Source organism: Buchnera aphidicola (Nurudea yanoniella), from assembly GCA_039829995.1.
In the GTDB taxonomy this organism is placed as follows: domain Bacteria; phylum Pseudomonadota; class Gammaproteobacteria; order Enterobacterales; family Enterobacteriaceae; genus Buchnera_B; species Buchnera_B aphidicola_AV.
Window position 1 is genome coordinate 462,719 of the sequence record CP140036.1, and the last position, 26,271, is coordinate 488,989.

Annotated in this window: 19 protein-coding genes and 1 tRNA gene; 12 read left to right on the forward strand and 8 right to left on the reverse strand. The window is 22.3% G+C overall.

Annotation, left to right across the window (positions count from 1 at the left end; all coding sequences use genetic code 11):
* Nucleotides 1–83 precede the first annotated feature (83 nt).
* From mscS to recD, 4 genes are read left to right on the forward strand one after another with little or no spacing between them, the layout of a single operon-like run.
* Nucleotides 84–926, forward strand: a complete 843-nt coding sequence (mscS, locus tag U0T64_02075; GenBank protein ID XBC41145.1) for a small-conductance mechanosensitive channel MscS — start codon at nucleotides 84–86, stop codon at nucleotides 924–926.
* Nucleotides 927–959: 33 nt separating this feature from the next.
* Nucleotides 960–4,286, forward strand: coding sequence for an exodeoxyribonuclease V subunit gamma (locus tag U0T64_02080; GenBank protein ID XBC41146.1), 3,327 nt, complete (start codon nucleotides 960–962; stop codon nucleotides 4,284–4,286).
* A 54-nt stretch (nucleotides 4,287–4,340) separates the two neighbouring features.
* Nucleotides 4,341–7,844 carry an exodeoxyribonuclease V subunit beta gene (recB, locus tag U0T64_02085; GenBank protein ID XBC41147.1) on the forward strand — a complete coding sequence of 1,168 codons (3,504 nt, stop codon included), beginning with the start codon at nucleotides 4,341–4,343 and terminating at the stop codon, nucleotides 7,842–7,844.
* Nucleotides 7,845–7,860: 16 nt separating this feature from the next.
* Nucleotides 7,861–9,705, forward strand: coding sequence for an exodeoxyribonuclease V subunit alpha (gene recD, locus U0T64_02090; protein XBC41148.1), 1,845 nt, complete (start codon nucleotides 7,861–7,863; stop codon nucleotides 9,703–9,705).
* A gap of 68 nt (nucleotides 9,706–9,773) precedes the next feature.
* Here the strand turns inward: recD and U0T64_02095 are convergent.
* A tRNA-Met gene (locus U0T64_02095) sits at nucleotides 9,774–9,850 on the reverse strand.
* A 632-nt stretch (nucleotides 9,851–10,482) separates the two neighbouring features.
* Here U0T64_02095 and ribE point away from each other — a divergent pair.
* From ribE to nusB, 4 genes are all read left to right on the forward strand, one after another.
* A complete protein-coding gene (gene ribE, locus U0T64_02100) occupies nucleotides 10,483–10,947 on the forward strand; it encodes a 6,7-dimethyl-8-ribityllumazine synthase (GenBank protein XBC41149.1) in 465 nt (154 codons plus the stop codon).
* A 98-nt stretch (nucleotides 10,948–11,045) separates the two neighbouring features.
* Entirely contained in the window at nucleotides 11,046–12,032 is a 987-nt protein-coding gene (gene thiL, locus U0T64_02105; GenBank protein ID XBC41150.1) for a thiamine-phosphate kinase, read from the forward strand.
* Nucleotides 12,033–12,097: 65 nt separating this feature from the next.
* On the forward strand, nucleotides 12,098–13,198 hold the full coding sequence (gene ribD, locus U0T64_02110) for a bifunctional diaminohydroxyphosphoribosylaminopyrimidine deaminase/5-amino-6-(5-phosphoribosylamino)uracil reductase RibD (protein ID XBC41151.1): 1,101 nt from the start codon (nucleotides 12,098–12,100) through the stop codon (nucleotides 13,196–13,198).
* Between the two features lie 49 nt (nucleotides 13,199–13,247).
* Nucleotides 13,248–13,685: a transcription antitermination factor NusB gene (gene nusB / locus U0T64_02115; GenBank protein ID XBC41152.1), complete on the forward strand. Its 438-nt coding sequence runs from the start codon at nucleotides 13,248–13,250 to the stop codon at nucleotides 13,683–13,685.
* A gap of 5 nt (nucleotides 13,686–13,690) precedes the next feature.
* Here the strand turns inward: nusB and dxs are convergent, their stop codons facing one another.
* From dxs to U0T64_02130, 3 genes are all read right to left on the reverse strand, one after another.
* Nucleotides 13,691–15,559 (reverse strand): 1-deoxy-D-xylulose-5-phosphate synthase, encoded by a 1,869-nt coding sequence (dxs, locus tag U0T64_02120; GenBank protein XBC41153.1) that lies wholly within the window; start codon nucleotides 15,557–15,559, stop codon nucleotides 13,691–13,693.
* 19 nt (nucleotides 15,560–15,578) lie between these two features.
* The gene (locus tag U0T64_02125; protein XBC41154.1) at nucleotides 15,579–16,478 is read right to left on the reverse strand and encodes a polyprenyl synthetase family protein; all 900 of its coding nucleotides are present in this window, start codon (nucleotides 16,476–16,478) and stop codon (nucleotides 15,579–15,581) included.
* A gap of 281 nt (nucleotides 16,479–16,759) precedes the next feature.
* Nucleotides 16,760–17,932 (reverse strand): MFS transporter, encoded by a 1,173-nt coding sequence (locus U0T64_02130; GenBank protein ID XBC41155.1) that lies wholly within the window; start codon nucleotides 17,930–17,932, stop codon nucleotides 16,760–16,762.
* A 134-nt stretch (nucleotides 17,933–18,066) separates the two neighbouring features.
* On the opposite strand from U0T64_02130, the gene U0T64_02135 reads away from it, so the two are divergent.
* The gene (locus U0T64_02135; protein XBC41156.1) at nucleotides 18,067–18,357 is read left to right on the forward strand and encodes a TusE/DsrC/DsvC family sulfur relay protein; all 291 of its coding nucleotides are present in this window, start codon (nucleotides 18,067–18,069) and stop codon (nucleotides 18,355–18,357) included.
* A 6-nt stretch (nucleotides 18,358–18,363) separates the two neighbouring features.
* Here U0T64_02135 and cyoE read toward each other — a convergent pair whose 3' ends face one another.
* The 4 genes from cyoE to cyoA form a co-directional block, all read right to left on the reverse strand.
* Entirely contained in the window at nucleotides 18,364–19,206 is an 843-nt protein-coding gene (cyoE, locus tag U0T64_02140; GenBank protein ID XBC41157.1) for a heme o synthase, read from the reverse strand.
* A gap of 350 nt (nucleotides 19,207–19,556) precedes the next feature.
* Nucleotides 19,557–20,165 carry a cytochrome c oxidase subunit 3 gene (locus U0T64_02145; GenBank protein ID XBC41158.1) on the reverse strand — a complete coding sequence of 203 codons (609 nt, stop codon included), beginning with the start codon at nucleotides 20,163–20,165 and terminating at the stop codon, nucleotides 19,557–19,559.
* A gap of 2 nt (nucleotides 20,166–20,167) precedes the next feature.
* Nucleotides 20,168–22,159: a cytochrome o ubiquinol oxidase subunit I gene (gene cyoB / locus U0T64_02150; GenBank protein XBC41159.1), complete on the reverse strand. Its 1,992-nt coding sequence runs from the start codon at nucleotides 22,157–22,159 to the stop codon at nucleotides 20,168–20,170.
* A gap of 52 nt (nucleotides 22,160–22,211) precedes the next feature.
* Entirely contained in the window at nucleotides 22,212–23,072 is an 861-nt protein-coding gene (gene cyoA, locus U0T64_02155; protein ID XBC41160.1) for a ubiquinol oxidase subunit II, read from the reverse strand.
* 384 nt (nucleotides 23,073–23,456) lie between these two features.
* On the opposite strand from cyoA, the gene U0T64_02160 reads away from it, so the two are divergent.
* The 3 genes from U0T64_02160 (at nucleotide 23,457) to clpP (ending at nucleotide 26,177) form a co-directional block, all read left to right on the forward strand.
* Entirely contained in the window at nucleotides 23,457–23,771 is a 315-nt protein-coding gene (locus U0T64_02160; GenBank protein ID XBC41161.1) for a BolA/IbaG family iron-sulfur metabolism protein, read from the forward strand.
* Between the two features lie 277 nt (nucleotides 23,772–24,048).
* Nucleotides 24,049–25,353, forward strand: coding sequence for a trigger factor (gene tig / locus U0T64_02165; protein ID XBC41162.1), 1,305 nt, complete (start codon nucleotides 24,049–24,051; stop codon nucleotides 25,351–25,353).
* Between the two features lie 200 nt (nucleotides 25,354–25,553).
* Nucleotides 25,554–26,177 carry an ATP-dependent Clp endopeptidase proteolytic subunit ClpP gene (gene clpP, locus U0T64_02170; GenBank protein XBC41163.1) on the forward strand — a complete coding sequence of 208 codons (624 nt, stop codon included), beginning with the start codon at nucleotides 25,554–25,556 and terminating at the stop codon, nucleotides 26,175–26,177.
* Nucleotides 26,178–26,271: the final 94 nt, after the last annotated feature.

Here is a 26,271-nt window from a genome sequence, read left to right on the forward strand (position 1 = left end):
TCCCTGATTTCAAATCATATCAAAAATATTAAATATTATATAACTTTAATACTCGGTAAAATATATATCAAAGAAGTATAAAAATGAAAAAATTAAATGTAGTTCATGATATTAACCATGCCAGTAATTGGTTAGTACGAAATCAAGAACTGTTATTCAGTTATATTATTAATCTTATGTCAGCTATTACAATTTTAATAGTAGGATTTTTCATAGCAAAAACACTTTCGAAAATTATTAACAAAATTTTAATTACTAGAAACATAGATAGTACTATTTCTGGATTTCTTGCAGCATTAGCAAAATATATAGTAATTACATTTACATTTATAGCTTCATTAGGATGTATTGGAGTACAAACAACTTCTGTAATTGCTATATTAGGTGCTGCTGGAATGGCAATTGGACTAGCCTTACAAGGATCTCTATCCAATTTTGCAGCAGGAGTTTTGCTAGTTATATTACGTCCACTTAGAATTGGAGAATATGTAAATTTAGGAAATATATCTGGAACAGTTTTAAACATTCATATATTTTATACTATGCTTCGTACTTTAGATGGAAAAATTGTTGTTGTACCTAATGGAAAAATTATATCTGGAAATATAATCAATTATTCTAGAGAAAAAACTAGACGAAATGAATTCATAATAAGCGTTTCATATGACTCTGATATTGATTTTGTAATAAAAGTTTTGAAAAATGTTATAGATAACGAAGATAGGGTTTTAAAAGATAAAGACATTACTATCGGCCTCAGTGAAATGGCACCATCTTCATTAAATTTTGTTATACGTTGTTGGAGCAAAACAGAAGAACTAAATATAGTTTATTGGGACTTAATGGCAAAATTTAAAAAAGCCTTAGATTTAAATAACATTGAAATTCCTTATCCTCAAATAAAAATTCATAATTATAAAAAATAATACAATAAATATTTTAGATTAATTTTAAAAATCATGTTAATAATATATAAATCTCACAATTACAAACTCCTCATAGAAAAAGCATGTTCTATTTTTATAAATTCTCCACTATCTAATCCTTTAAAAAGTGAAATATTTATTACAAATAATGAAAACATAGATCATTGGATAAAAATTTTTATAAGTAAAAAATATTCAATAGCCTCTAATATAAAGTTCTTCCGATTTCATAAATTTATATGGAACTTTTCTAAAAATATAAGTTCTAATTATCGCTGGACATTAGAATTTGAAAAATATAATTTAATATGGAAAATGATGAGCATTAAAGATATAAAATATTTAACTAGTTTTATTAGTTTAAGTCATTCACAAATAAAACTATTTGAAATAATATCTTCTTTATCAAAAAAATTTAAAGAATATTTATTATATCGTCCAGATTTAATTGAAGAATGGGAAAAAAATATAAAAAAACAAAAAAATGTAAATTCTTTGATCAATAAACATAAATTATTGTGGAAAAAACTAATAAAATATATAAAAAATAAAAATCAATCAACTTTAAATTACTCCAATCTTTTATTTATTTTAGAAAAAGAAATACAAAAAAAAAATATAAATACCAATAAACTACCCTATAGAATTTTTATTTTTGGAAATAAAAACTTAACACCATTAAATATAATGTTTTTAAAAATAATCAGTAAAATCTGTACAATATATTTTTTTTATACCACACCATATAAAAATGAAAAAAAAATATTATTAAATCACATAAAGTTTGAAAAACATGAACTAACATTAATTAAAAAATATACTTCATGTTTTTTTCAAGCTACACAAAATTATAAAATTCTTTTAGACAATGCTGTGAGAGAAAAAAATATTATTGACAAAATTTCTTTTCTCGGAAAATACGGATACGAATATACTTTATTACTGTATTTGATAAATAAAAAAGAAATACATTTGTTTAAAACTAAAAAACCTAATTATCTACTCCAAAAAATACAAAAAAAAATAATTCAAACTGATATTAAGTTAAATTGTAACGAAAACAAAAAAGAAATGAATCGAAAAAATAAAATACATAAAGATGATTCATCTATTACTATACATATATGTACAACAATCAGAAGAGAAATAGAAGTCTTACATGAAAATTTATTAAACATACTTAATACTCACCATGATATATTATTTCATGATATTTTAATAATTAGCAAAGATATAAATCTTTACACTCCATTTATTTATTCTATATTTAATTCAATTACTCCAAAACACTACATTCCTTTTCGAATTTTATCCAATTTTAATCGAAAAACAGAAAGAGCCATAAAAACTATTATTAAAATACTTAGTCTACCTAATAATCCACTTGACAATAAAAATATCTTCAATTTATTAGAAAATCCTATTATATTAAAAAAAACTAAAATAAAAGAAAAAGAAATAAGTTTTCTATATAAAACAATAGAAAAGTTTCAGATCGAATTTGAATTTAATAAAAATTCTGAACAATGTACATTACAGAAAAATAATAAAAAAATTTTTTTGAAAAATACAGAAAAAAGAATCTTTCTAGGCCAAGCAATGAATGATGAAAATTACACAATATGGAAAAAACTTGTTCCTTGCAATGTTTCAAATATAAAAAATTTTAAAACTTTAAATAAATTGATACAATTTGTACTATTATTACGAAAATGGAAAAATAAACTTTCTACTTCAAAATATTTAAAATCATGGAAATTAATTCTAGAAAAATTATTGAACGACTTTTTTGAAAATCATGAACATGAAACAAAAGAAATGAAATCAATTAAAAATCAATGGAATATAATAATTCAATCTGGAATTCAAGAAAACTATAAAAAAAAAGTTTCAATAAAACTATTAAAAAATGAATTGTTAAAAAGTACTCCAAACAGTGAAAAAATACATGATTTATTTTCTGGAAAAATTACTTTTTGTAACGGATTTATACTAAGAAACATACCTTTTAAAGTAATTTGTATATTAGGAATGAACGAAGAATTTTCCACACAAAAAACATTTTTTGAAAATTTCAATATAATTCATAAGTTTCCTAGAATATGTGATCCTCATAGAAAAAACAAATACGAATATTTATTTCTAGAAACTTTGTTATCAGCACAAAAATTCTTTTTAATAAGCTATTACAAAAATTCAAAAAAAAAAAATCAATTCAATACACCATCTTTCATAATCAATCAATTATCTTCGTACATATCTAAAAATTTTTACATTTTTCATGAAAACGAAAAAATTAAAAAAAATCAAATGAAAAAAATATCTTATATGTTATATCACAATCACACACATGAACCTTATGATATGAAAAATTTCATAGAAAATTCTGATAATCAAAATTTTAATGAAAAATGGTTAAAAATCTCTAAATTAGAAAAAATAAAACAAAAAAATCCTTTAAAAACTCTCGAAAAATTTAAATATAAAAACATTAATATACTTTTATTAATTGCTTTTTGGAAAAATCCTATTCAAAACTTTTTTAATAACCGACTGAATGTCAAACTAAATTTGATTAAAAATGATGATTTAAAAACAGAAAACTTTCACATAAATACACTGAATCGCTATAAAATAAGTCTTAAAATAATAAACTTCTTACTTGAAAAAAAAGATATTAAAAAATTGTTTTCATATTATACAAATAAAAATATCATACCATATGGAAATTTAGGAAAAATATTCTGGGATAATCAAATTGCTCTTGTTACACCATTATATAAAAAAATTAATTCCCTCAAAAAAAAATTAGAAACAAAAAAATTTCGATTAAAAATTAACGAAAATATTTTATATGGATCATTAAAAAATATAAATGAAACAGGATTATTACGTTGGAAACCTACTTCTATAACTTACAGAGATATAATTTCCTTATGGTTAGAACACTTAGTATACTGTTCTACGTACAAAGAAGAACGTAGCATTATAATAAGTCCAAACAATAAAAAATTAATTTTTTTAAAATTAACCAAAAAAAAAGCAAATAAATTTTTAGAAAAATATATAAATGGATACATAAATGGCATGCAAACACCTTTACTTTTAACAAAATTAGGCATTACATGGATAAATTCGGTATACAACAAAAAAAGTAAAACTATTACTCAAAATATTGACATATTAGAAAATTCAAAAAAAAACATAATAAAAGCATGGGAAGGAAATGATTGGATTAAAGGAGAAAAACATGATTTATATTTAAAAAAAATTATAAATATTTTAGATGAAAAAACGATATCTAAAATTTGCAGAATAGCTAAAAAATGGATATTACCTATATTACAATATATAGAATAAATCAAAAATATTTTTATATATATACAATTTATATTTATTTAGTTAAAATAAACAATGAAAAAAACACAAAAAATATCTAATTTAGACATTATCAATTTACCTTTATCTGGTAAAATTTTAATTGAAGCATCAGCAGGGACAGGAAAAACATTTTCTTTAGTTATATTATATCTTAGACTAATATTAGGATTAAGAGAAAATAATAAAATATGCAAAAAATTACTAATTCAAGAAATTTTAGTAGTAACATTTACAGAACATTCAAAATTAGAAATAAAAACTAGAATAAAAAAATACATTAAACATTTTAAAAAAATATGTGAAAAAAAAGAAAATAATAACACTATCATTTTTAAAGACTTATTAAAAAAAATTAAAAATCCAGAAAAAGCTATCTTCATATTAACTCAAGCAGAACAATCAATCAATGAACTAGCAGTTTATACAATACACGAATTTTGTTATAAATCATTAAACATTAATAAATTTTGTTCTAATATATTTTTTCAAAATAAAATAATAAAAAACGAATATTCTCTATATCTCAAATTTAGTAATGAATTTTGGAATGAATATTTTTCAAGAATGCCAAAAAATATTTTACAAATTATTATTAAATACTTTAAAAATCCTAATACACTATTAAAAAATATTTATCCATTTCTCTCAAATTATAATTCAAGAAAAAAAGAACTATCAAAAAAACCAAACATTGTTCAACTATATGAAATATTAGTTAAAAACATAAAAAATTTTAAAAAACAATGGATAGACAACTATAAACAAATATTTCAATCAATTAAAAATTCTGATATAAATAAACGTAGCTATAACAAATCCAACTTATCTAGATGGATGAATATCATTAAAAAATGGACTATGGAAGAAACAAAAAATTTTGATTTTCCTAAAGAACTAAAATATTTTCAAAATAGTTACTTGACGAAAAAAACTCCTAATGGAGAAAAACCTCAGAATAAAATATTTCAAATTACAGAAAATTTTCTCAAAACAAAATTTTCATTAAAATCTTCATTTCTTATAGAGTCAATATTACACATAAAAAAAAAATTTAATAAAGAAAAAAAAATACAAGGAACTTTTGAATTTGAAGATTTAATTCAATTTCTTTATCAAGCTTTATATAAAAAAAATGAAAATATTTCAAAAATCATTAAAAAAAAATATCCTGTATTATTAATCGATGAATTTCAAGATACAAACTATCAACAATATAAAATATTTGAAAAAATTTATGCACTAGAAAAAGATTTATTTATTCTAATAGGAGATCCCAAACAAGCTATTTATGAATTTCAAGGAGCCAACATTTCATCATATATAAAAATTAAAAAAAACATCAAACAACTATACCAACTCAAAATTAACTGGCGATCTTCAAAAGAAATGGTAGACAGCGTAAATCTATTGTTTTCAAGATCTAAAAATCCTTTTTTATCCCCTGATATAAAATTTATTTCAACAAAATCAATCTATAAAGAAAAAAAAATAATATTTAAAGTAAACAAAAAAATTCAGCCAGCTATGCGTTTTTTCCTTAATAAAGACATAAAAATAACACAAAACGACTATATAAATTGGATCATAAATGTTTTTAGAAACTATATTTCACTCTGGATAAATGAAGGAAAAAACGGAAATGCTGTAATTCAAAAAAACAAAAACAGAAAAAATATATCTCTAAAAGATATTTGTATACTAGTAAATAATAAAAGAGAAGCATATGTTATGCAAAATGCCTTAAATAAAGTAAATATTCCGTCAGAATATTTTTCAAAAAGAGAAAGTGTTTTTCATAGCCATGATGCATTGGAATTACTGTGGATATTTCAAGCTATTCTAAACCCTACAAATGAGTACACACTTAAAAAAGCTATATCGACTAATATTATAAATAAAAGCTTTGAAGATATTGATTCTATTACAAAAAAACACGTATTTTGGTCAAATTTAATAAATATTTTTAATAATTATTTATTAATTTGGAATAAATTTGGAATCATATGTGTAATTCGTGAAATTATAATAAAATTTAAAACAAAAGAAAAAAATAACTTTTTTACAGAAAATAGTCCAAATCTTAAAAAAATTTTATACATTGGAGAATTACTGGAAATAAGATTTGAAAAAATAAAAAAAAAACATCTTTTAATTTTATGGTTTAAAAGAAAAATAAAAGAAAAAAATGACATTCCTGATACAGATTATATTCCATTAAACCATGATAAAAACCAAATAAAAATTGTTACAATTCATAAATCTAAAGGACTTGAATATCCAATAGTATTAATTCCTTTTTTTATTATTTCTAAGAAATATGAAAAAAATACTTTGAGAATCAATAATAATAATAAATCATATATTATTGAAGAAAGAAAAGAACTATCAAAAAATATGCGATTACTGTATGTTGCATTAACAAGAGCAATTGTTCATTGTTGCATCGGTATTGCACTCATAAAGAATGAACGAAAAACAACTAAAAATTATTATTTAAATTCCTATAAAAATGCTTTAGACTACATTATTAAATTAAAAAGAAAAAACTATGACGATAATTTATACGAAATTCTTTCAAAAATACATTACAATAATAAAAATATAGAAGTTACTTGCCAGTTACCTAATTTTCATAATTCACACGTAAAAATTCAAAAAAAATACACAAAACCTAAAAATAAAAAGTTTACTAGAATATTAGAATATAACTGTAACATTACAAGTTATTCTCAATTAAAAAAGAAATACAATAATCAAAAATTATTCAGAAAAAATTATGATTCTATTTTTTCTAATATAGACATCCAAAAAAAACATAAAAATATAACAGAAATTACTACACCATATAATTTTCCAAAAGGTAAAATTTTTGGAATATTTATGCACGAAATTTTCAAAGAAATAAATTTTCACGAAAATATACATACACAGTGGATATTACAGAAACTTAAACAACATAAATTTGACAAAAAATTATCTAAACCATTAAAAAATTGGATTTACACAATCCTAAATGCATCATTAAACAAAAATAATCTTTCACTATCTCAATTAAATCCAAAAAATTATGTAAAAGAGCTAAACTTTTTTTTATCGATAAAAAATAAACTTACAGAAAAAAAAATAAATAAAATTATAAATTTATCAAATATATCTTTACAATCGCCATATAAAATATCAATCAATCCTATAAAAGGAATTTTAAATGGATCTATAGATTTAGTGTTCAAATGGAAAACAAAATATTATTTAATCGATTATAAATCAACTCATCTTGGTCATAAAAAATCTGATTATACTGAAGAAAAAATAAAACGTTCAATCAAAAGAAATTATTATGATTTACAATATCAATTATATAGTATTGCTTTGCACAAATATTTAATGCAACGTATTAAAAATTATTCTTTTCATAAACATTTCGGAGGAATTTATATTTTATTTTTGAGAGCTATAGATAATAAAAACCAAAATTCTGGAATATTTTTTACCATACCTAATCTAACTACCATACAAAAATTAAATAATATCTTTTAGAAATTAAATAAAAAATATGAAAATTATATCATTTCTTACAAAATGTATCGAAAAAAAAATAATTAATCAGTCAGATTTATATTTCTCTCTTTCAATTGCTGGTCATCAATCATCTCAAACAATATTATTAATTACTTACATTAGCTGTTTTATACGAATGGGTCATACTTGTCTTCCTATTTCAGTCCTCAAAAATCCAGAAAAATTATATGAAATAAAAAATACAAAATTAATTAAAGAAATTTCGAAGATGACAAAGATTTTAAAAAATTTGCTATTACAAATGTCAAAAAATAAAATTAGCAGTAATGGATCACATCTCACACCATTAGTTATTATCGATCAAAAAATATATTTTTTAAAAATGTGGATAGCAGAAAAAAAAATTTTTAATTTTATATCCACACCTCAAAATTTTGAGTTTAAAAAATTAGTAGAAATTAAAAAGAAAATAACCCCATTATTATCTAGTAACACAGAAAATTCACAGAAAATTGCTATTATTTTTTCTATTATAAATAAAATAACATTCATAATAGGAGATCCAGGAACTGGGAAAACTACAATAGTATCAAAAATATTAACTGCAATAAAAATTGCATCTTTTCCTAAAAAGTTAAAAATTCAATTAGCTGCTACTACAGGAAAAGCAGCGTATGCATTAACTAAATCTATTCAAAAATCTATACTAAAGCTTACACAATTTTATAAAAATAATGAAATTTTAATAAAACCTGCAATAACCTTACATCGTTTGTTAGGAAACAACTTAGAAAACCACAAAAATTTTAACAATTTCTTAGACATAGATATATTAGTTATAGATGAATCTTCCATGATAGACATATTTATAATGGAAAAAATAATTGATAATATACCAAAAAAAACTAAAATAATATTTTTAGGCGATCATAATCAATTACCTTCCATAAATTGTGGAAATATTTTACAAGATATATATAGTTACTATTGCAAAGGCTACGGGGAAAAAACCATAAAAAAAATAAATTTTTTTAAAATTTATAATATAAATATCGGAAAAAGTATAAACGACAAGTTTTCAAATATTAATGAAAAAATATGTGTTTTAAAAAAAAATTATCGTTTTAATATTTCTTCAAACATTTATAAAATATCTCAAAAAATTAAAGAAGATAAATTTAATAATTTTAAAAAACTATTTTCCAATGCATACAAAGATATTAATTTTTTTCCTTTAAGTACTAATAAAAATTATGAAAAAATGATAAAAAATTTAACTAAAAGTTATACAAATTATTGGAATATTTTAAAAAAAGAAAAACCATTAGATACAATTTTAGAATTCAATAATCACAGATTGATTTGTATATTAAAAAACGGTCCGTTCGGGATAAAAGGATTAAATTTAGCACTAGAATATGAAATGAAACATCAAAAATTTATAAAAAATACAGTGTTGTTAGAAGACAAAAAAAAGATATACTTTGGACAACCTATATTGATTTTAAAAAATAACTATACGCTAAAACTATATAATGGAGATATAGGAATAATCATGTATGGAAAAAATAAAAAATTACAAGCATTTTTTTTGAATGAAGAAAAAAAAACAAGATCAATACCCATCAATTTGTTACCAAAATTTCAAACAAGTTGGGCAATGTCTGCACATAAATCTCAGGGATCAGAATTTGTAAATTTAACTTTGATACTTCCTAATACTCAAATAAAAATCTTGAATAAAAACATCATTTATACCGCAATAACTAGAGCAAAAAAAAAATTAACAATATATAGTGATAAAAAAATATTAAAAAAATCCATAAGAAAAAAAATTATAAGACATAGTGGATTATGTAAAAAAGAATGCATTCATTGAAAATATAAAAAATAAATAAAATTAAAAATTATTAATATAAATATATTTTTAAAATATAAAAATTGCTCTGGTTGCGGGAGTTGGATTTGAACCAACGACCTTCGGGTTATGAGCCCGACGAGCTACCGAACTGCTCCACCCCGCGTCCTACATCTAAGACTATAACTCCAATATAACAAAGATGCAACTATTTTTTAAAAATTTTTTTAAAATAAAAATTTAAAATCTATAATAATCTTAAAAATTCCAATATATATTTATACAAGAATCCAATCCTAAAATTTTTCATTCAAATAAAAACATATATTTACAAAAATTAAAAATAATACTTAACTTAAGAAATTAAAAATATAAAAAATACTTATATAGTATAAAAATTTTAAAAATTTCTGTAATATAAAAATTTTTATTAATAAATTTCTACAATTTATATTGTAAACTTGAAAAAATACTTAAACGTTCTGCCAAACATTTAAAATTTTATTTTTTAAAAATAACATATATAATTATTTTAAAAAGAATTTCTTATATTTTAGATTATGAATAATTTTGTTCAAAAAATAGATCGTAATATTATAAATACTTTGCAACTTTATTTGCAAAAAACAAAAAAATATTAATATATATATAATTTAATTATTGATATAATCAAGTATGAAAAATTATTCCATAATAAAATTGTTTTAATATTAAAAATAAAACATTAATATGTTATAAAACAATATTATAAAAACAAAATTTTTAAAAAACTTATAAAACTTATTTAAAAAATAAAATATGAAAATAATTAAAGAAACCACTCTATCAAAAGATAAAAAAATAGCTATAATAATAAGTCGATTCAATTACTTCATAAATAAAAATTTACTAAATGGTGCTCTGGATATTTTACAACGAATAGGACAAGTACAAGATGAAAACATAACAATTATATATGTTCCAGGAGCATTTGAAATACCTATTGTATCAGAAATAATCGCTCAAAAAAATCGATATCATGCTATTATTACATTAGGAACAATTATAAAAGGAAAGACTTTGCATTTTTCACTTCTATCACGCGAAATCTATAATAAAATATTTAACATAAATATTAAATACAAAATTCCTATTTCTTTTGGAATTATTTTAGCTAATAATATCGAACAAGCTATTGAACGTGCAGGAACTAAAATAGGAAATAGAGGATCAGAATCAGCCTTAGCAGTATTAGAAATGATTAATGTTATTAGTAAAATTTAAAATATCAAACTATAATTATTTAAACATTTATAATTATTATTATATTTAAAAAATATTATTAAAAGTAAAAATTAAAAAATAAATTTTCAAAAAATCATATGAACTTAAGCGAATTTGAAATAATTAAAAAATATTTTAGCGAAACACTAAAAAAAAATGATACGAACATTATTCAAGATATAGGCGACGATTGTGCACTTATTAAAATTCCAAAAAATCAAATTCTTGCAATTAGTACTGATACTTTAATAGAAGGAACACATTTTTTAAAGAATATAGATCCCTCTGATTTAGGATACAAAATTATTGCTATAAATCTTAGTGATCTCGCAGCAATAGGATCACAACCTAAATGGATAACTCTATCTCTAACTCTTTCAAATAATAACGAAAACTGGATAAAAAACTTTAGCAAAAGTTTTTTTAAAACACTCAATAACTATAATATGAAATTAATTGGAGGAAATACAACCCGAGGACCACTTAGTATCACAGCAAGCGTTTATGGAATTGTTCCAAAAAACCAAGCTTTATTAAGAAAAGGAGCAAAAATTGGAGATTTGATATATGTTACAGGTACTCTAGGAGATAGTGCAGCTGGACTCTTCCTTTTAAAAAAAGGAATAAAAAGTTCGAAAAAAGATCTTAATCATCTAATTAAAAAACATTTACATCCTATTCCAAGAATTATACATGGACAATTATTACGAAACATCGCTAGTTCTGCTATTGACTTATCAGATGGATTACTATCTGATTTAAAAAAAATTTTAGAACTAAGTAAATGTGGAGCAAATATTAATTTAGAAAAACTACCAATTTCTCAAGCACTAAAAACAAATTTTACACAAAAAACCTGGCTAAAATTTGCCATAAATTCAGGAGAAGATTATGAACTATGTTTCACAGTACCTAAAGAAAAAATACCAATATTACAAAGTTCCATTGATCCTCTAAAAATTCCTTATCACTGTATAGGAGAAATTAATCATATTAAAAATGGATATAATTTGTTTTACAATGAAAAAAAACTATATTTTTCAAAATTTGGTTATGATCACTTTTTTCATAAAAATAAATTTTAAACTTAAAATATTTAAAATTCTTTATATTTTCAAAAAAAATTATTTTAAATATTTAAAAAATCTATATGAATGATATTTTCTATATGAACAAAGCAATTCAATTAGCTAAAAAAGGGATATTAACTACTTCTCCTAATCCTAATGTAGGATGTATTATAGTAAAAAATAATGTTATTATTGGAAAAGGATGGCATAAAAAATCTGGTTATCCACATGCTGAAATATATGCTTTAAAACAAGCGGGTGAGAAAGCTAAGGGAGCAACAGTATATGTTACTTTAGAACCTTGTAGTCATTTTGGGAAAACACCTCCATGTTGCATAAAACTAATACAAGCAGGCATCTATAAAATTATAATATCTACAATAGATCCAAATCCAAAAGTATCTGGAAAAGGAATAAGTTGGCTTAAAAAAAAAGGAATTATAGTAAAAATAGGAATTATCTCACACAAATCTAAAAATATAAATAAAGGATTTTTTAAAAGAATGCACACAGGAATGCCTTGGGTTCAATTAAAACTAGCTAGTTCTATCGATGGAAGAACAGCTCTAAGTAATGGATTAAGTAAATGGATCACTTCGAAAAAAGCCCGTCAAGACGTTCAACAATATAGAAGACAATGCGATGCTATAATTAGCAGTAGTAAATCTGTCATTACAGATAATGCATTACTAACTATAAGAACTAAAAAAATACAAAAATATTCAAATAGTTTAAATAAAAATATAAAACAACCTATTCGTGTTATAATAGATAGAAAAAATCGCATACAACCTTCACATAAATTAATTAAAGAACCTGGAAAAATATTTCTAATTAGACTAAAACTTGATAATAATCACTGGCCTAATAATGTTGAACAAATAATTATACATAGCTCTAAGACATCTAAAATTGATTTGCCAAATCTTTTAAAAATATTAGGAAAAAGAGAAATAAATAAAGTATTAGTAGAATCAGGAGCATCGTTATCTGGATCTTTCTTAAGACTAAATTTAGTAAATGAATTAATAATTTATATAGCTCCAAAATTATTAGGACATCATTCAAAACCCTTATTTATATTAAAAAATTATAAAAAATTATCTTTTGTTCCTAAATTTATTTTTAAAAGTATTATTAAAATAGGAAATGATATAAAATTAATTCTTACAAAAAAATAAAATTTTAGAAAATTAAATATTAAATAATAAAAAAGGAAATTTCTACTATATGAAACCTCAAGCTAGAAGAAAAGCACGAGAATGTGCCGTACAAGCATTATACTCATGGCAACTGTCGAAAAATAATATCTATGAAATAGAAAATCAATTTTATGAAAGAGACAATTTGCAAGATATTGATAAAATATATTTTCATGAATTAATTATAGAAATTACTAATAATCAAAAATATTTAGATTCTTTAATGATTCCTTATCTATCACGAACTATACATGAACTAGGACATATTGAAAAAGCTATACTGAGAATTTCATTTTATGAACTGGAAAAAAGACATGACATTCCTTTTAAAGTAACAATAAATGAAGGAATTGAATTAGCAAAACGATTCGGAGCAGAAGAAAGTCATAAATTTATAAATGGAGTATTGGACAAAGCTGCAGCAAAAATTAGATACTACACTACTAAGAAAAAAAAAGAAAAATAATAATTTCATTCATTTAACCAAAATAAAATTTTTTCTAAAATACCATCTGCATCCAATTTATATTCACTACGCATTTCTGACTGATTTCCCTGAGGGATAAATACATCTGGCATTCCAATATTCAAAATAGGAAGAGTAATTTTTTTTTGCATAAATACTTCATTAATACTACTTCCAGCACCTCCTGCTATAACACCTTCTTCAAGAGTGACAAAAAACCTATGATTTTTTGTTAAACTTAAAATTAAATTAATATCTAATGGCTTTACAAAACGCATATCAACTAAAGTAGAATTCAAATTTTTTGCTACTTGTTCTGCAAAAATACATAATGGCCCGAAATTTAAAATAGCTATTTTTTTCCCTATTCTTTTTAACACTCCTTTACCAATTGGAATTAGTTTCATTGATTTCAAAATTACTCCAATACCTTTACCTCTAGGATATCTTACTACGCTAGGACCTTTTCTATAACAATAACCAGTATATAACATATTTAAACATTCATTTTCATTACTAGGAGTCATAATAATGATGTTTGGAATACACCTAAGATAAGTTAAATCAAACATACCTTGATGAGTTTCACCATCATGACCGACTATTCCTCCGCGATCAACTGCAAATAAAACTGGTAATTTTTGAAGCGCTACATCATGTATGACTTGATCATAAGCTCTTTGAAGAAAAGTAGAATAAATTGAAAGTACTGGTTTATATCCACTAATAGCTAGCCCAGCAGAAAATGTTACAGCATGTTGTTCTGCTATTGCAACATCAAAAAATTGATCAGGAAAAAGCTTAGAAAATTGTACCATACCTGATCCTTCTTTCATGGCTGGAGTAATACCTATTAATTTTTTATCTATTTTTGCTATAGAACATAACCAATTCCCAAAAATTTCAGAATAAGTAAATACAGATTTTTTTTTAATTAACATTTTTCCCGTAGAAACTTCAAATTTAGGAACAGAATGCCATTTTATAGGGTTTAACTCAGCAGGTAAGTACCCTTTTCCTTTCTTAGTTATTAAATGTAAAAAATTAGTATATTTTTGAGTATTTAATCGACTAATAATATCAATTAATAAAAATATATCATGCCCATCTACCGGCCCGAAATATTTAAATCCTAAATCATTCAAGAAAGTATTAGATGATCTTATATCTTTTAAATATTTTTTTTGATATAATGAGTTACTATTTAAAAAATCAGATTTAATACAAAAATTCTCCTTATTTTTATATTTTTTTATTAAATTATAGTTCAAAAAAAATTTAGAAAAATACGTATTTAAAGCACCTACATTTCTAGAAATAGACATGCTATTATGATTTAAAATAACTAATAAATGTATTCCACTAAATCCAGCATGATTGATAGCTTCAAATGCCATTCCAGAAGTCATGGCACCATCTCCAATAACACAAATAGTACGCCTATTTTTATTTTCTTTTTTTGCAGCGATAGCCATTCCTACACCTGCACTAATCGAAGTAGAAGCATGACCTACTCCTAAAACATCATATTCACTTTCTTTTCGGAATGGGAAAGAATGTATTCCATTTCTTGTACGAATACTAGCAATATCATTGCGTCTTCCTGTTAAAATTTTATGAGGATAAGATTGATGTCCTACATCCCAAATCAAATTATCAAAAGGAGTATTACAAACATAATGTAATGCTACTGTTATTTCCACTACTCCTAAACTAGATGATAAATGACCACCGCTAGATTTGCTAATGGTTTCTAATAAATATTGACGCAGTTCATAACATAATTGAGGCAATTTATCGATAGGAAGTAATTTTAATTCCTTTACTGAACTTGCTAAATTTAATATTGGATATTTTGTATAATTAAAGCTCATTAGAAACTCATTCTAAAAGTTATTTATTCCGTGTAATTATATAATATGCTAATTTTTTTAAAAATTTTACATTTATATGTTCATAAGATAATATTTGCAAAGATTTTAATATATCTTTATATAATTCTTTTAACTTTTCTTTCGATTTTTTTAAACCTATTATCAATGGAAATGTATTTCTTTTTAAGTTTCTATTACAGTTTTCATATTCCATTATATTTTCAGTATCACTTAAAAAATCTAAAATATCATCTCTAATTTGAAAAGCTAAACTAATATTTTTAGAATATTTTTCTAATCCTAAAAAAATATTCTTATTATATACATTACTAGAAATTAAAATTAAACGAACTGCAGCACTAATTAATGATCCAGTTTTATACCAATACATTTTTTCTAATTCATGTAATTCAAAATTTTTGTATTTTGATTCTAAATCAAAAAATTGACCTATACAAATACCTGAATATCCAGAAAAATGCGATAATTCTGCAATCATTTTTATTTTCTTATTATCCGATATTTCACTTGAATTTAAATGAGATAAAATATTAAAAGACAAGCATTGTAATGAATTCCCTGCTAATATAGCAGTAGATTCTCCAAATTTTATGTGACATGAATCGTATCCTCTTCTAAAAATATCATTATCTAAAGCAGGTAAATCGTCATGTATTAAAGAATATGCATGTATAAATTCAACAGAAGATGCTAAAACATCTATAATATTTGTATTAACTTGAAAACTTTTTCCTAAAATATACATTAAAACAGACCTAATTCTTTTACCTCCTAATAAAACTCCATATTTCATAGCGTCTAATAACAAAGAATCTTGAAAAGGTAAATCATCTAATAATTTAGACATGAAATTATTAATTCGATTCTTTTTAATACTAAAAAATCTAAACCAATCCATTATAAATTCCCAAAAATTCAATTAAAAACAAAAATATTTATAAAAAGAAATCGTTTTAATTTGTACATAAAAACATTTTTAAAAATTTAAAATTTAAAAATAAAAATTATTAAAATATTTTATTAATATATATACTTTAAAAAAAAATATTTAAATGCAATTTTAAAAATTTTTAAAATAATAAATTTAGCTTTAATATAAAACATAATTATTAAAAAATAATTTTATACGTTTTAAATCTTAAATTTATTTAAATCTACTTAAAACATAAAACTTTATATTTAAAAACATAATATATTAATAAGAAACCAAAAAACAACAACAATAAACTTAAATAGAAATAAAATATTACTATTAAAATAATGTAAAAAAAATCCTCCTAATATTCCTCCTATAGAAGAACCTAAAAATTGACTAATAGAATATACAGCCATAGATGTACCTTTGTAATTTTTAGGAGAATTTTTACTAACTAGAATAGGCAAAGTTATTTCAAAAAAACTAAAAGCTATAAAAAATATTTGCAAATTTAAAAAAAATAAAAAAATATAATATCTGAAAAAAAAAGAAAAAATATCAGATATAACTAAAAAAATCATTAATGAAAAAATAAAATTTTTTCTAAAACTATTATTTTGAATATATTTTATGAGTGGAAATACAATAAAAAAAGATACTACAATAGAAACTAAATATATTATCCAAGAAAAATCTAATACATACCTATAAAAACTTAATTGAATTGGAACTACTATAAAATATAAAATTAAAATAAAATGAAGAAAGAAATTACTTAAATTTAATTTAAATAAATTAGGATTTTTTAAAACATTTAAAATATTTTTGCATTCAGTTTTTACACATAAATTACTATTTTTTATCTTAAAATATGGAATAGCATAAAATGCTACTAAAATACATACTACAGAGCATAAACAAGTAATTAAAAATAAAAAATGCAATCCAAACATACGAACCATAATAGGACTAAGAACTACAGACAATACGAAACTTATACAAAAACTGATTCCTAAACACCCCATAGCTTTTATGCGATTTTCTTTCGATATTACATCAGACAATAAAGCCATACACACTGAAGAAATCGCACCCGATCCTTGTAAACTACGTCCTAATAACATTCCAAAAATTGAATTACTATTTAAACATATTAAACTTCCAATTAAAAAAAATACTAATCCTAAAATGATAGAGAACTTTCTTCCTATTTTATCAGACAACCATCCATAAGGAATTTGAAATATAGCTTGAAAAAAACCATATGCACCCATTGCTAAACCCACTAAAAAAATTGTACTATCTTTTAAATAAATTCCATAAGTACTAAAAACAGGAAAAATTATAAACATTCCCAACGAACGAAGAGAAAAAATAATACATATTCCTAAAATAATTCTCCATTCTTTAATGCGAATGTGAAATTTTTTAATCATAAATGAAAAATTCTTGCTATAATATTTAAAATATATTGAATATATATAAATATACATTAACAATTCTTCATATAACATTTTATTCTGTAATTATTTTAAAATAATTACAAAACACTAACATAGAGAAATAAATAATGAATACATATTTAGAAAAAAATCACCTTTGGAACAAAAAAATAGCAAAAGAAATTGCAAAAAAAGAATCTATAAAAATCACAAAAGACCATTGGGAAATAATATATATTATTCGAAATTTTTATTTGAAATTTAATATTACCCCATCTATGAGAATTTTAATGAAATTAATAGAGAAAAAAAAACTTAAAAAAATGACAAGTTGTTATTTATTCAAATTGTTTCCTTTAGGACCAAATAAACAAGCCAGCAAAATAGCAGGAATTCCTAAACCATTTCGTTGTTTTTGAATTATTTTAACATTCAAAATCAATTGACATCATAAAATTTAATATCAACATAACAAAAATAGAGTGATAAAAAACATTTTTTGACCATAAAATATTATTTTTATCATACCTATACTTCTTACAAGAAAAATATAACCATGTTATAGAAAAAAATAATAAAATTAAGAGAAATTTATATCCAGTACAACCTATAATTGTGAAAAAGCAAATAGAAATTAAAAATAATATTATAAATACATTAACACAACGTTTAGTAAAAAAAAATGGTTTTATAATAGGATATACAGGTATATTTGCATTTTTATAATCGTTAAAATGCATTATAAAAATAGAATAAGAATGAGGAATTTGCCAAAAAAATAAAATTAAAAACAAGTTAACAGAACATAAATTTATATGATTGACGACCGAACAATATCCTAATACAGGAGGAATTGCACCTGATACACTACCAACAATTGTAGAATATATTGATCTTGTTTTTAAAATAATACTATAAAATAAAACATATATCATAAATCCGCAAAAAGCAAGTATCATACATAATAAATTTACAAAAAATCCGAATAAAAACAATCCTAATACTCCTAAAAATATTGCACTAAATATCGAAAAACTATAAAAAGAAGGATGAGTAACTAGAATTCTTTTTTTGGTTCTATTCATATGCTTATCGATTTTATAATCAATAATATTGTTAAAAATGCAAGAAGCACTAACAATTAATGAAATACTTATTAAATTTAAAAATAATAAATTATAACTAATATCTCCTTTTGAAGCCAAGAAAAAACCTCCTAAAGAAGATATTAAATTTCCAAAAACTATTCTTGGTTTTAAAATTTCCAAAAAAGACATTATCATATAATTAAATTATATCTATATTATGATTTAAATTGTTCATAACCCAAAATGTTCCCATTAAAATAATAATAATAATTAAAAGAGAAAATATTATTGATATAACAATCCACTTTCGTTCATAAGAAAAATCTAAATGAAAAAACAACCTAATATGAATTAAAATCTGAATAATTAAACATAAAAAAATTAAAACCAAAGTAATCCAATGAGAAAAAATTTTTTCTAAAACTATAAAAAAGGGTAATATAGTTAAAATAGACAATATTAAAAAAATTAAAATATAGAAAACATACTTATTTTTAAAAAAAAACACGTTTTAAAGTATGAAAAACTCATTAAATTTCCCCTATTAAATAAACTACAGAAAATATAAAAACCCATATTATATCTAAAAAATGCCAAAACAAACTCAAACAAAAAATTTTCATATATACTTCATACGTAATACCAAATTTTACTACTTGTACAATCATAACTATAACATATAAAATCGCGAAAAATACATGTATGCCATGAACCATTAAAAGTGTAAAAAAAGATGATAAAAATCCATTTCTAGATGGGCTATATCCATGACCAACAAGATTGTTACATTCAAATATTTCCAACATCAAAAAAACTAAGCCCAACAGAGAAGTAATAAAAAGCCAAAATATAGTTATATTTTTTTTATATTTTTTTATTTCTAAAATAACAAAACTATAAGTAAAAGAACTCAATAATAAAGAAAAACTTTCTAAAATCACTATAGGAAGATTAAAAATTTCTCTTCTATATACTTTATCTACTATATTAGTAGCCATTACAATATAAACAGAAAACAACGTAGCAAATATAATACAATCGCTTATTAAATATAACCAAAATCCAAATACTTTTTTAGAATTTAAAATTCTAGTACTAAATTTAACTATATTTTTCTGTACATCTATTATATTATTCAAAATTATTTAAACCCTAAATGTTTAAGATTATTAATATATTCACGTTCAATATTATCAACTTGTTTTTTAGAAATAATATAACCGCGGTCAATACAAAAACTTTTTGAAATCAATAAATATAATATTGCTAACAATGATACAATACATAGCCAAAAAATATGCCAAACTAAAGAAAAACTAAGTATTATAGAAAAAAGACCAATCAAAAAACCTAAACTAGTTTTATTTGGAAGATGAATATCAGAATATGCTATACACGAAAATACTTTATCCCTTCTTTTTTCTGTTTTTAATTTCCAAAAATAGTCACGACATTGCACTATAGGTATAACTGCAAAATTATAAGATGGAGGAGGTGAAGGAATCGACCATTCCAACGTTCTGCCATTCCAGGGGTCTCCCGTAATATCACGATTAATATTTCGATCACGAATAGATACTAATAATTGAATAATTTGACATAAAATCCCAATAGCAATTAATCCTGTACCAAAAGCAGCTAAAACTAACATAGAATGAAACTGAGGATCTATATTTTGACTAAGACGACGCGTCATACCCATAAATCCTAAAACATATAAAGGCATAAAAGCACAAAAAAATCCAGAGATCCAAAACCAAAAAGCTCTTATTCCCCATGTTTCAGATAAAGAAAATCCAAACATCTTAGGAAACCAATAAGTTATTCCAGAAAAACAACCAAATACTACACCTCCAATAATAACATTATGAAAATGTGCTACTAAAAACAAACTGTTATGTAATACAAAATCAATTGCTGGTAAAGACAACAAAACACCAGACATACCACCTATAGAAAACGTTATTAAAAATCCCATAGTCCACAACATTGAAGAATGCATATGAATACGTCCTCTATACATAGTAAACAACCAATTAAAAATTTTTACTCCTGTAGGTATTGCTATAATCATAGTAGCTATGCCAAAAAACGCATTAACATTCGCTCCTGCACCCATTGTAAAAAAATGATGTAGCCATACGATAAAAGATAAAATAGTAATTGAAATAGTTGCCAAAACTAAAGATGTATATCCAAACAACTTTTTCCTAGAAAAAGTAGAAACTACTTCAGAAAAAATTCCAAAAGCAGGTAATATTAAAATATATACTTCTGGATGACCCCAAATCCAAATTAAATTAACATACATCATTACATTTCCACCAGAACTATTAGTGAAAAAATGAAATCCAAGATATCTATCTAACGTCAGTAATAATAGACTAACTGTTAAAACAGGGAAAGAGGCAAGTATTAAAATATTTGTACAAAGAGACGTCCATGTAAACACAGGCATTCTAAATAAATGCATCCCAGGAGCTCGCATCTTTAAAATAGTAACTAAAAAGTTAATAGCGGTTAAAGTAGTTCCTACACCAGATAACTGTAAACTCCATATCCAATAATCAACTCCTACTCCAGGACTAAATTCCAATTCTGATAAAGGAGGATATCCTAGCCACCCTGTTCGTGCAAATTCGCCAATTCCAAGAGACAAATTTATTAAAATTGCACCACTAGCAGTTAACCAAAAACTTAAATTATTAAGAAATGGAAACGCAACATCACGAGCACCAATTTGTAATGGTACAACTAAATTCATAATCCCAATGACTAAAGGCATCGCTACAAAAAAAATCATTATAACTCCATGAGCGGTAAATATTTGATCATAATGATGTGCAGGCAAAAATCCTATTCCCCCTTTTAAAGAAGCTAATACCTGTTGAGCTCGCATCATAATAGCATCTACAAAACCACGAAATAACATAATAAAAGCAAGAACAATATACATAATTGCAATTTTTTTATGATCTACAGAACAAAACCATTCGTCCCATATATATCTCCACTTTTTTAAATATGTAATTAATATAGAAATAGATATCACACATAAAATGATCATAAAATATGTTATCATAATAATAGGATCATCAAATGGAATAGCACTCCAATTTAATCTTCCAAACATATTAATACTACTCCTTATATTTCAATTTTAAATAATTACCAATATAATAAAATTATTTATGTATGTTTTTATTATTTCTTATAACAATATTAAATAAATCTTTTTTAACATTTGAATAATATTGAATTATACTATTTTCATTTGGAATTGCTATTTCTTTAAATCTCAACATAGAATTTAAATAATTTTTCGAACATTGCACTTTATTTATCCATCTTTTAAAAGATGAAATATCAGGTGTGACTACAGTTTTAAATTTCATATTAGAAAATCCTTTACCACTATAATTCGCTGATATTCCTTTATAGATTCCGAATTTATTAGCTATTAAATTTAATGTAGTATGCATACCAGCCATAGTATATATTTGACTTCCTAAAGCAGGAATAAAAAAAGAATTCATTACTGAATTAGACGTAAGTTCGAATATAATTGGAGTGTTCATAGGAAATACCAATTCATTTATAGTAGCAATTTTTTCGTTAGGATAAATAAATAACCATTTCCAATCTAGTGAAATTACATTAATTTTTATAGGACTAAAATCAGAAACAATATGTTTTCTAGGATCTAAATCATGTGTAGATTTCCATGATAATATAGAAAGAAAAACAATTATAATTACTGGAAAACCCCAAATTAATAATTCAATAACACTAGAATGTGACCAATTAGGTCTATAATGAACATTTAAATTAGATTCTCTATACTTTATAAAGAATAAAAAAGTCATAAAAAAAACAGGAACTATAATAAACAACATAGTTATAAATGCAATAATTATTAAAAATTTTTGTTCTTCAGCAATAAAACCTTTAGGATGTAAAAATCCACAGTTACATCCAGTTAAAAATAAAATAAAATTTATTAAAAAAAAACTTAAAATAAATTTACGACATTTTAAAAAAAACATTTAATATCCTCAAAAATTAGATCTCATGCTATAAAAAATAAGTTAATTAACTATTTTTCTATATAAATTAATAAAAATTTCAAAATACAAAAATTAAGAAACATAGTATATAGTCTAGATCACATTTTTTTAAATGGACAAAAATCTAATAATTAATTATATTCTAAAATTATTTATTCTTCACTAAAACAATATCTTCAATTTAAGTTCTATGTAGATCTTATAATTTTAAAAAAATTTTTATATTATAGCTCTATAAAACAACCAATATATGTTAATAAATATATAAAAATCTAACATACAAATAAAAGAATAAAATATTTTCATATTTTTACTAATTTGATATATATTTGCAATACATATAATTAAACTTACATCATAAATATGATTACAGAAATAATAAAAAATTCATTAAAATCAAAATTTAACGAAAAAACTGTTAAAGTTTTTAATGAAAGCAAAAAACATACACTTATTCATAAAAACTATTCACATTTTAAAATTATTGTAGTAAGTAACGATTTTCTAAAATATAATTTGTTAAACAGACATCGAAAAATATATTATGTATTATCTTCATATATTTCTAAATATAAAATTCATGGATTGGCATTACATACATATACCCTTGATGAATGGAAAAATAAATTCAAAAAATGTTTAACTTCTCCTATATGTGAAAAAAATAACACAAATTAAAACTTAGTTCTAAATAAAAAATATCTGTTCTAAAAAAAATTGTTTTAAAACAATATATTGTTAATACTCTAATAAAAATAAGAAATTATTACGATTCATATCATCCGTTCTTAAATATTTCTAATATAGATATTATATAATTTATTTATAAATAGAACATGTATTAAATATTTAAAGTTTTTAAAATATATAAATTAACAAATATTCAAATATTTAAAATCATACGATACTTAATAATAACAAATATTATTATTTGAAAATTATTTTAAGGAAAAAAATGGAACCTAAAATTAAAAAAAACAAAAACTTGCTAAAAATTGTTCATTTTTCTATTTCTAATAACGAAATACAAAAACATATACAACTAGAACTTACTACGTTAAATAATACAGTAAATATGAATGGATTTAGAAAAGGAAAAATACCGTTATATATTTTGATAAATAAATATGGGGAAAAAATACATCAAATAGTTTTGAAAAAGTTAATTAAAAATTTATTTTTAAATAAAATAAAAGAGGAAAAAATCCACGTAGCTGGAACACCTACATTTATTTTAAAAAAATATGAAAGAAATAAAGATTTTAATTTTTCAGTAGAATTTGAAACATATCCAAAATTCATACTCAATATTCAACAAATTACAATAGATATACCTAAAATTAATATTACTGAAACAGACATTCAGGAAATAGCACACAGTATTTTAAATAAAAATGTTTGGATAAAAGTAAGTCGAACAATTAAATTACATGATAAAGTAACAATAACTTGTATCAATAACGCAAAAAATAAAGAGAACAAATGCGATATATACAATTTTCAAACAATAATTGGAACAAATGACATAATACCACAAATTGAAAAAAAATTACTTAAACATAAAACAAATGAATCTTTCTTAATTAATATAACTTTTTTAAAAAATCACTGTGAAAAAAAAGTAGCAGGAAAAAAATGTGAAATAAAAGTCATAATTAATAAAGTTGAAGAACTGCAAAAAAAACTTGCAAAAGAAAAAAATAAAGAAATTTCGTGCTTAACTGCTAAAGAACTCGAAAAAATCAAAAACATTTTAAAAAATCAATCACAAATAATAATTAAAAGATATATAAAATCACAAATAATAAAAAATTTATTAAAATCTAACCCCATAGATGTTCCATCTACATTAATAAAAGAAAATTTTTTACTTTTGCAACAGAAAAACAAAAAATTATATAAAAAAAACAAAAAAAACATCTTTAAAACTACTTGTCAAAAAAATTTAATTCTCCAATCACAAAAAAAAGTTGCTACAGCAATCTTAATTCAAAAGTTTATTAAAGAAAATTTTCTAAAACCTAATTTAAATGCAATAAAAACACTTATCACACAAATGGCAACATCACAAAATCATATTGAAAAATTAAATTGGCTATATGAAAATAACGAACATGTTAGAAGATATTTTAATAATATAGATCTAGAAGAACAAGTTATTTCTAAAATTACACAAAAAACTACTAAAAATTTTAAAGAATACAATTTTTGCGAAGCTATAAAACAGTTTAGTAACATAAAATACAGTAATATTGAATAACTAATTTACTTTAAATTAAAAAATTATATTCAATTTATATTGAAAAATACAATTCAAGAAGTGAAAAAAGATAAATTGATTATATAAATTACCTTATAAAATGCAATTTATAATTCTACATAATTAAATTTAAAAAACCTTAAAATATATTATCTTAATATAAAAATATATCTATAAACTTTAAAATACTGGAGAAAATAATGCTCTATAAAAAAATGCATCAAAAACAAAATAAAAATGCGCAATTAATTCCTATGGTGATCGAAAAAACATCTTATGGAGAAAGATCATATGACATATATTCAAGATTATTAAAAGAAAGAATAATTTTTTTAACAGGAATAATTGAAGATACTTGTTCTAATTCTATAATAGCCCAAATCTTATTTCTTGAATCTGAAAATCCAGAAAAAGATATATTTTTATATATTAATTCTCCAGGAGGAAACATTTCATCAGGAATGTCTATTTACGATACTATGCAATTTGTGAAACCAGACATTAATACAATATGTATTGGACAAGCATGTTCTATGGCAGCTTTAATTCTTACTTCAGGAAAAAAAGGAAAACGTTTTGGTTTACCCAATTCAAGGATTATGATTCATCAACCATTAGGTTGCTATAATGGACAAGCTTCAGACATAGAAATTCACGCTCGAGAAATAATGATTATTAAAAAAAGAATTAACGAATTAATGTCTATACATACTAACAAAAATTTAAAAATTATAGAAAAAGATACCGAACGAGATAATTTTTTTTCTGCTGAAGAAGCAATAAAATATGGATTAATAGACTCTATTCTATATCATCGAAAATAATTTTTTGAAATTAGTAATAATATATTCTTGTTTAATATTAAAATAATAAAAAATCACTAATATTAAATAATTTCATTATATATTATTATGATTT

Bases quoted from the DNA above. Each gene is read 5' to 3' on its own strand.
- mscS (XBC41145.1), top strand. From the start codon at position 84: ATGAAAAAATTAAATGTAGTTCATGATATTAACCATGCCAGTAATTGG.
- U0T64_02080 (XBC41146.1), top strand. From the start codon at position 960: ATGTTAATAATATATAAATCTCACAATTACAAACTCCTCATAGAAAAA.
- recB (XBC41147.1), top strand. From the start codon at position 4,341: ATGAAAAAAACACAAAAAATATCTAATTTAGACATTATCAATTTACCT.
- recD (XBC41148.1), top strand. From the start codon at position 7,861: ATGAAAATTATATCATTTCTTACAAAATGTATCGAAAAAAAAATAATT.
- ribE (XBC41149.1), top strand. From the start codon at position 10,483: ATGAAAATAATTAAAGAAACCACTCTATCAAAAGATAAAAAAATAGCT.
- thiL (XBC41150.1), top strand. From the start codon at position 11,046: ATGAACTTAAGCGAATTTGAAATAATTAAAAAATATTTTAGCGAAACA.
- ribD (XBC41151.1), top strand. From the start codon at position 12,098: ATGAATGATATTTTCTATATGAACAAAGCAATTCAATTAGCTAAAAAA.
- nusB (XBC41152.1), top strand. From the start codon at position 13,248: ATGAAACCTCAAGCTAGAAGAAAAGCACGAGAATGTGCCGTACAAGCA.
- dxs (XBC41153.1), bottom strand. From the start codon at position 15,559: ATGAGCTTTAATTATACAAAATATCCAATATTAAATTTAGCAAGTTCA.
- U0T64_02125 (XBC41154.1), bottom strand. From the start codon at position 16,478: ATGGATTGGTTTAGATTTTTTAGTATTAAAAAGAATCGAATTAATAAT.
- U0T64_02130 (XBC41155.1), bottom strand. From the start codon at position 17,932: ATGATTAAAAAATTTCACATTCGCATTAAAGAATGGAGAATTATTTTA.
- U0T64_02135 (XBC41156.1), top strand. From the start codon at position 18,067: ATGAATACATATTTAGAAAAAAATCACCTTTGGAACAAAAAAATAGCA.
- cyoB (XBC41159.1), bottom strand. From the start codon at position 22,159: ATGTTTGGAAGATTAAATTGGAGTGCTATTCCATTTGATGATCCTATT.
- cyoA (XBC41160.1), bottom strand. From the start codon at position 23,072: ATGTTTTTTTTAAAATGTCGTAAATTTATTTTAAGTTTTTTTTTAATA.
- U0T64_02160 (XBC41161.1), top strand. From the start codon at position 23,457: ATGATTACAGAAATAATAAAAAATTCATTAAAATCAAAATTTAACGAA.
- tig (XBC41162.1), top strand. From the start codon at position 24,049: ATGGAACCTAAAATTAAAAAAAACAAAAACTTGCTAAAAATTGTTCAT.
- clpP (XBC41163.1), top strand. From the start codon at position 25,554: ATGCTCTATAAAAAAATGCATCAAAAACAAAATAAAAATGCGCAATTA.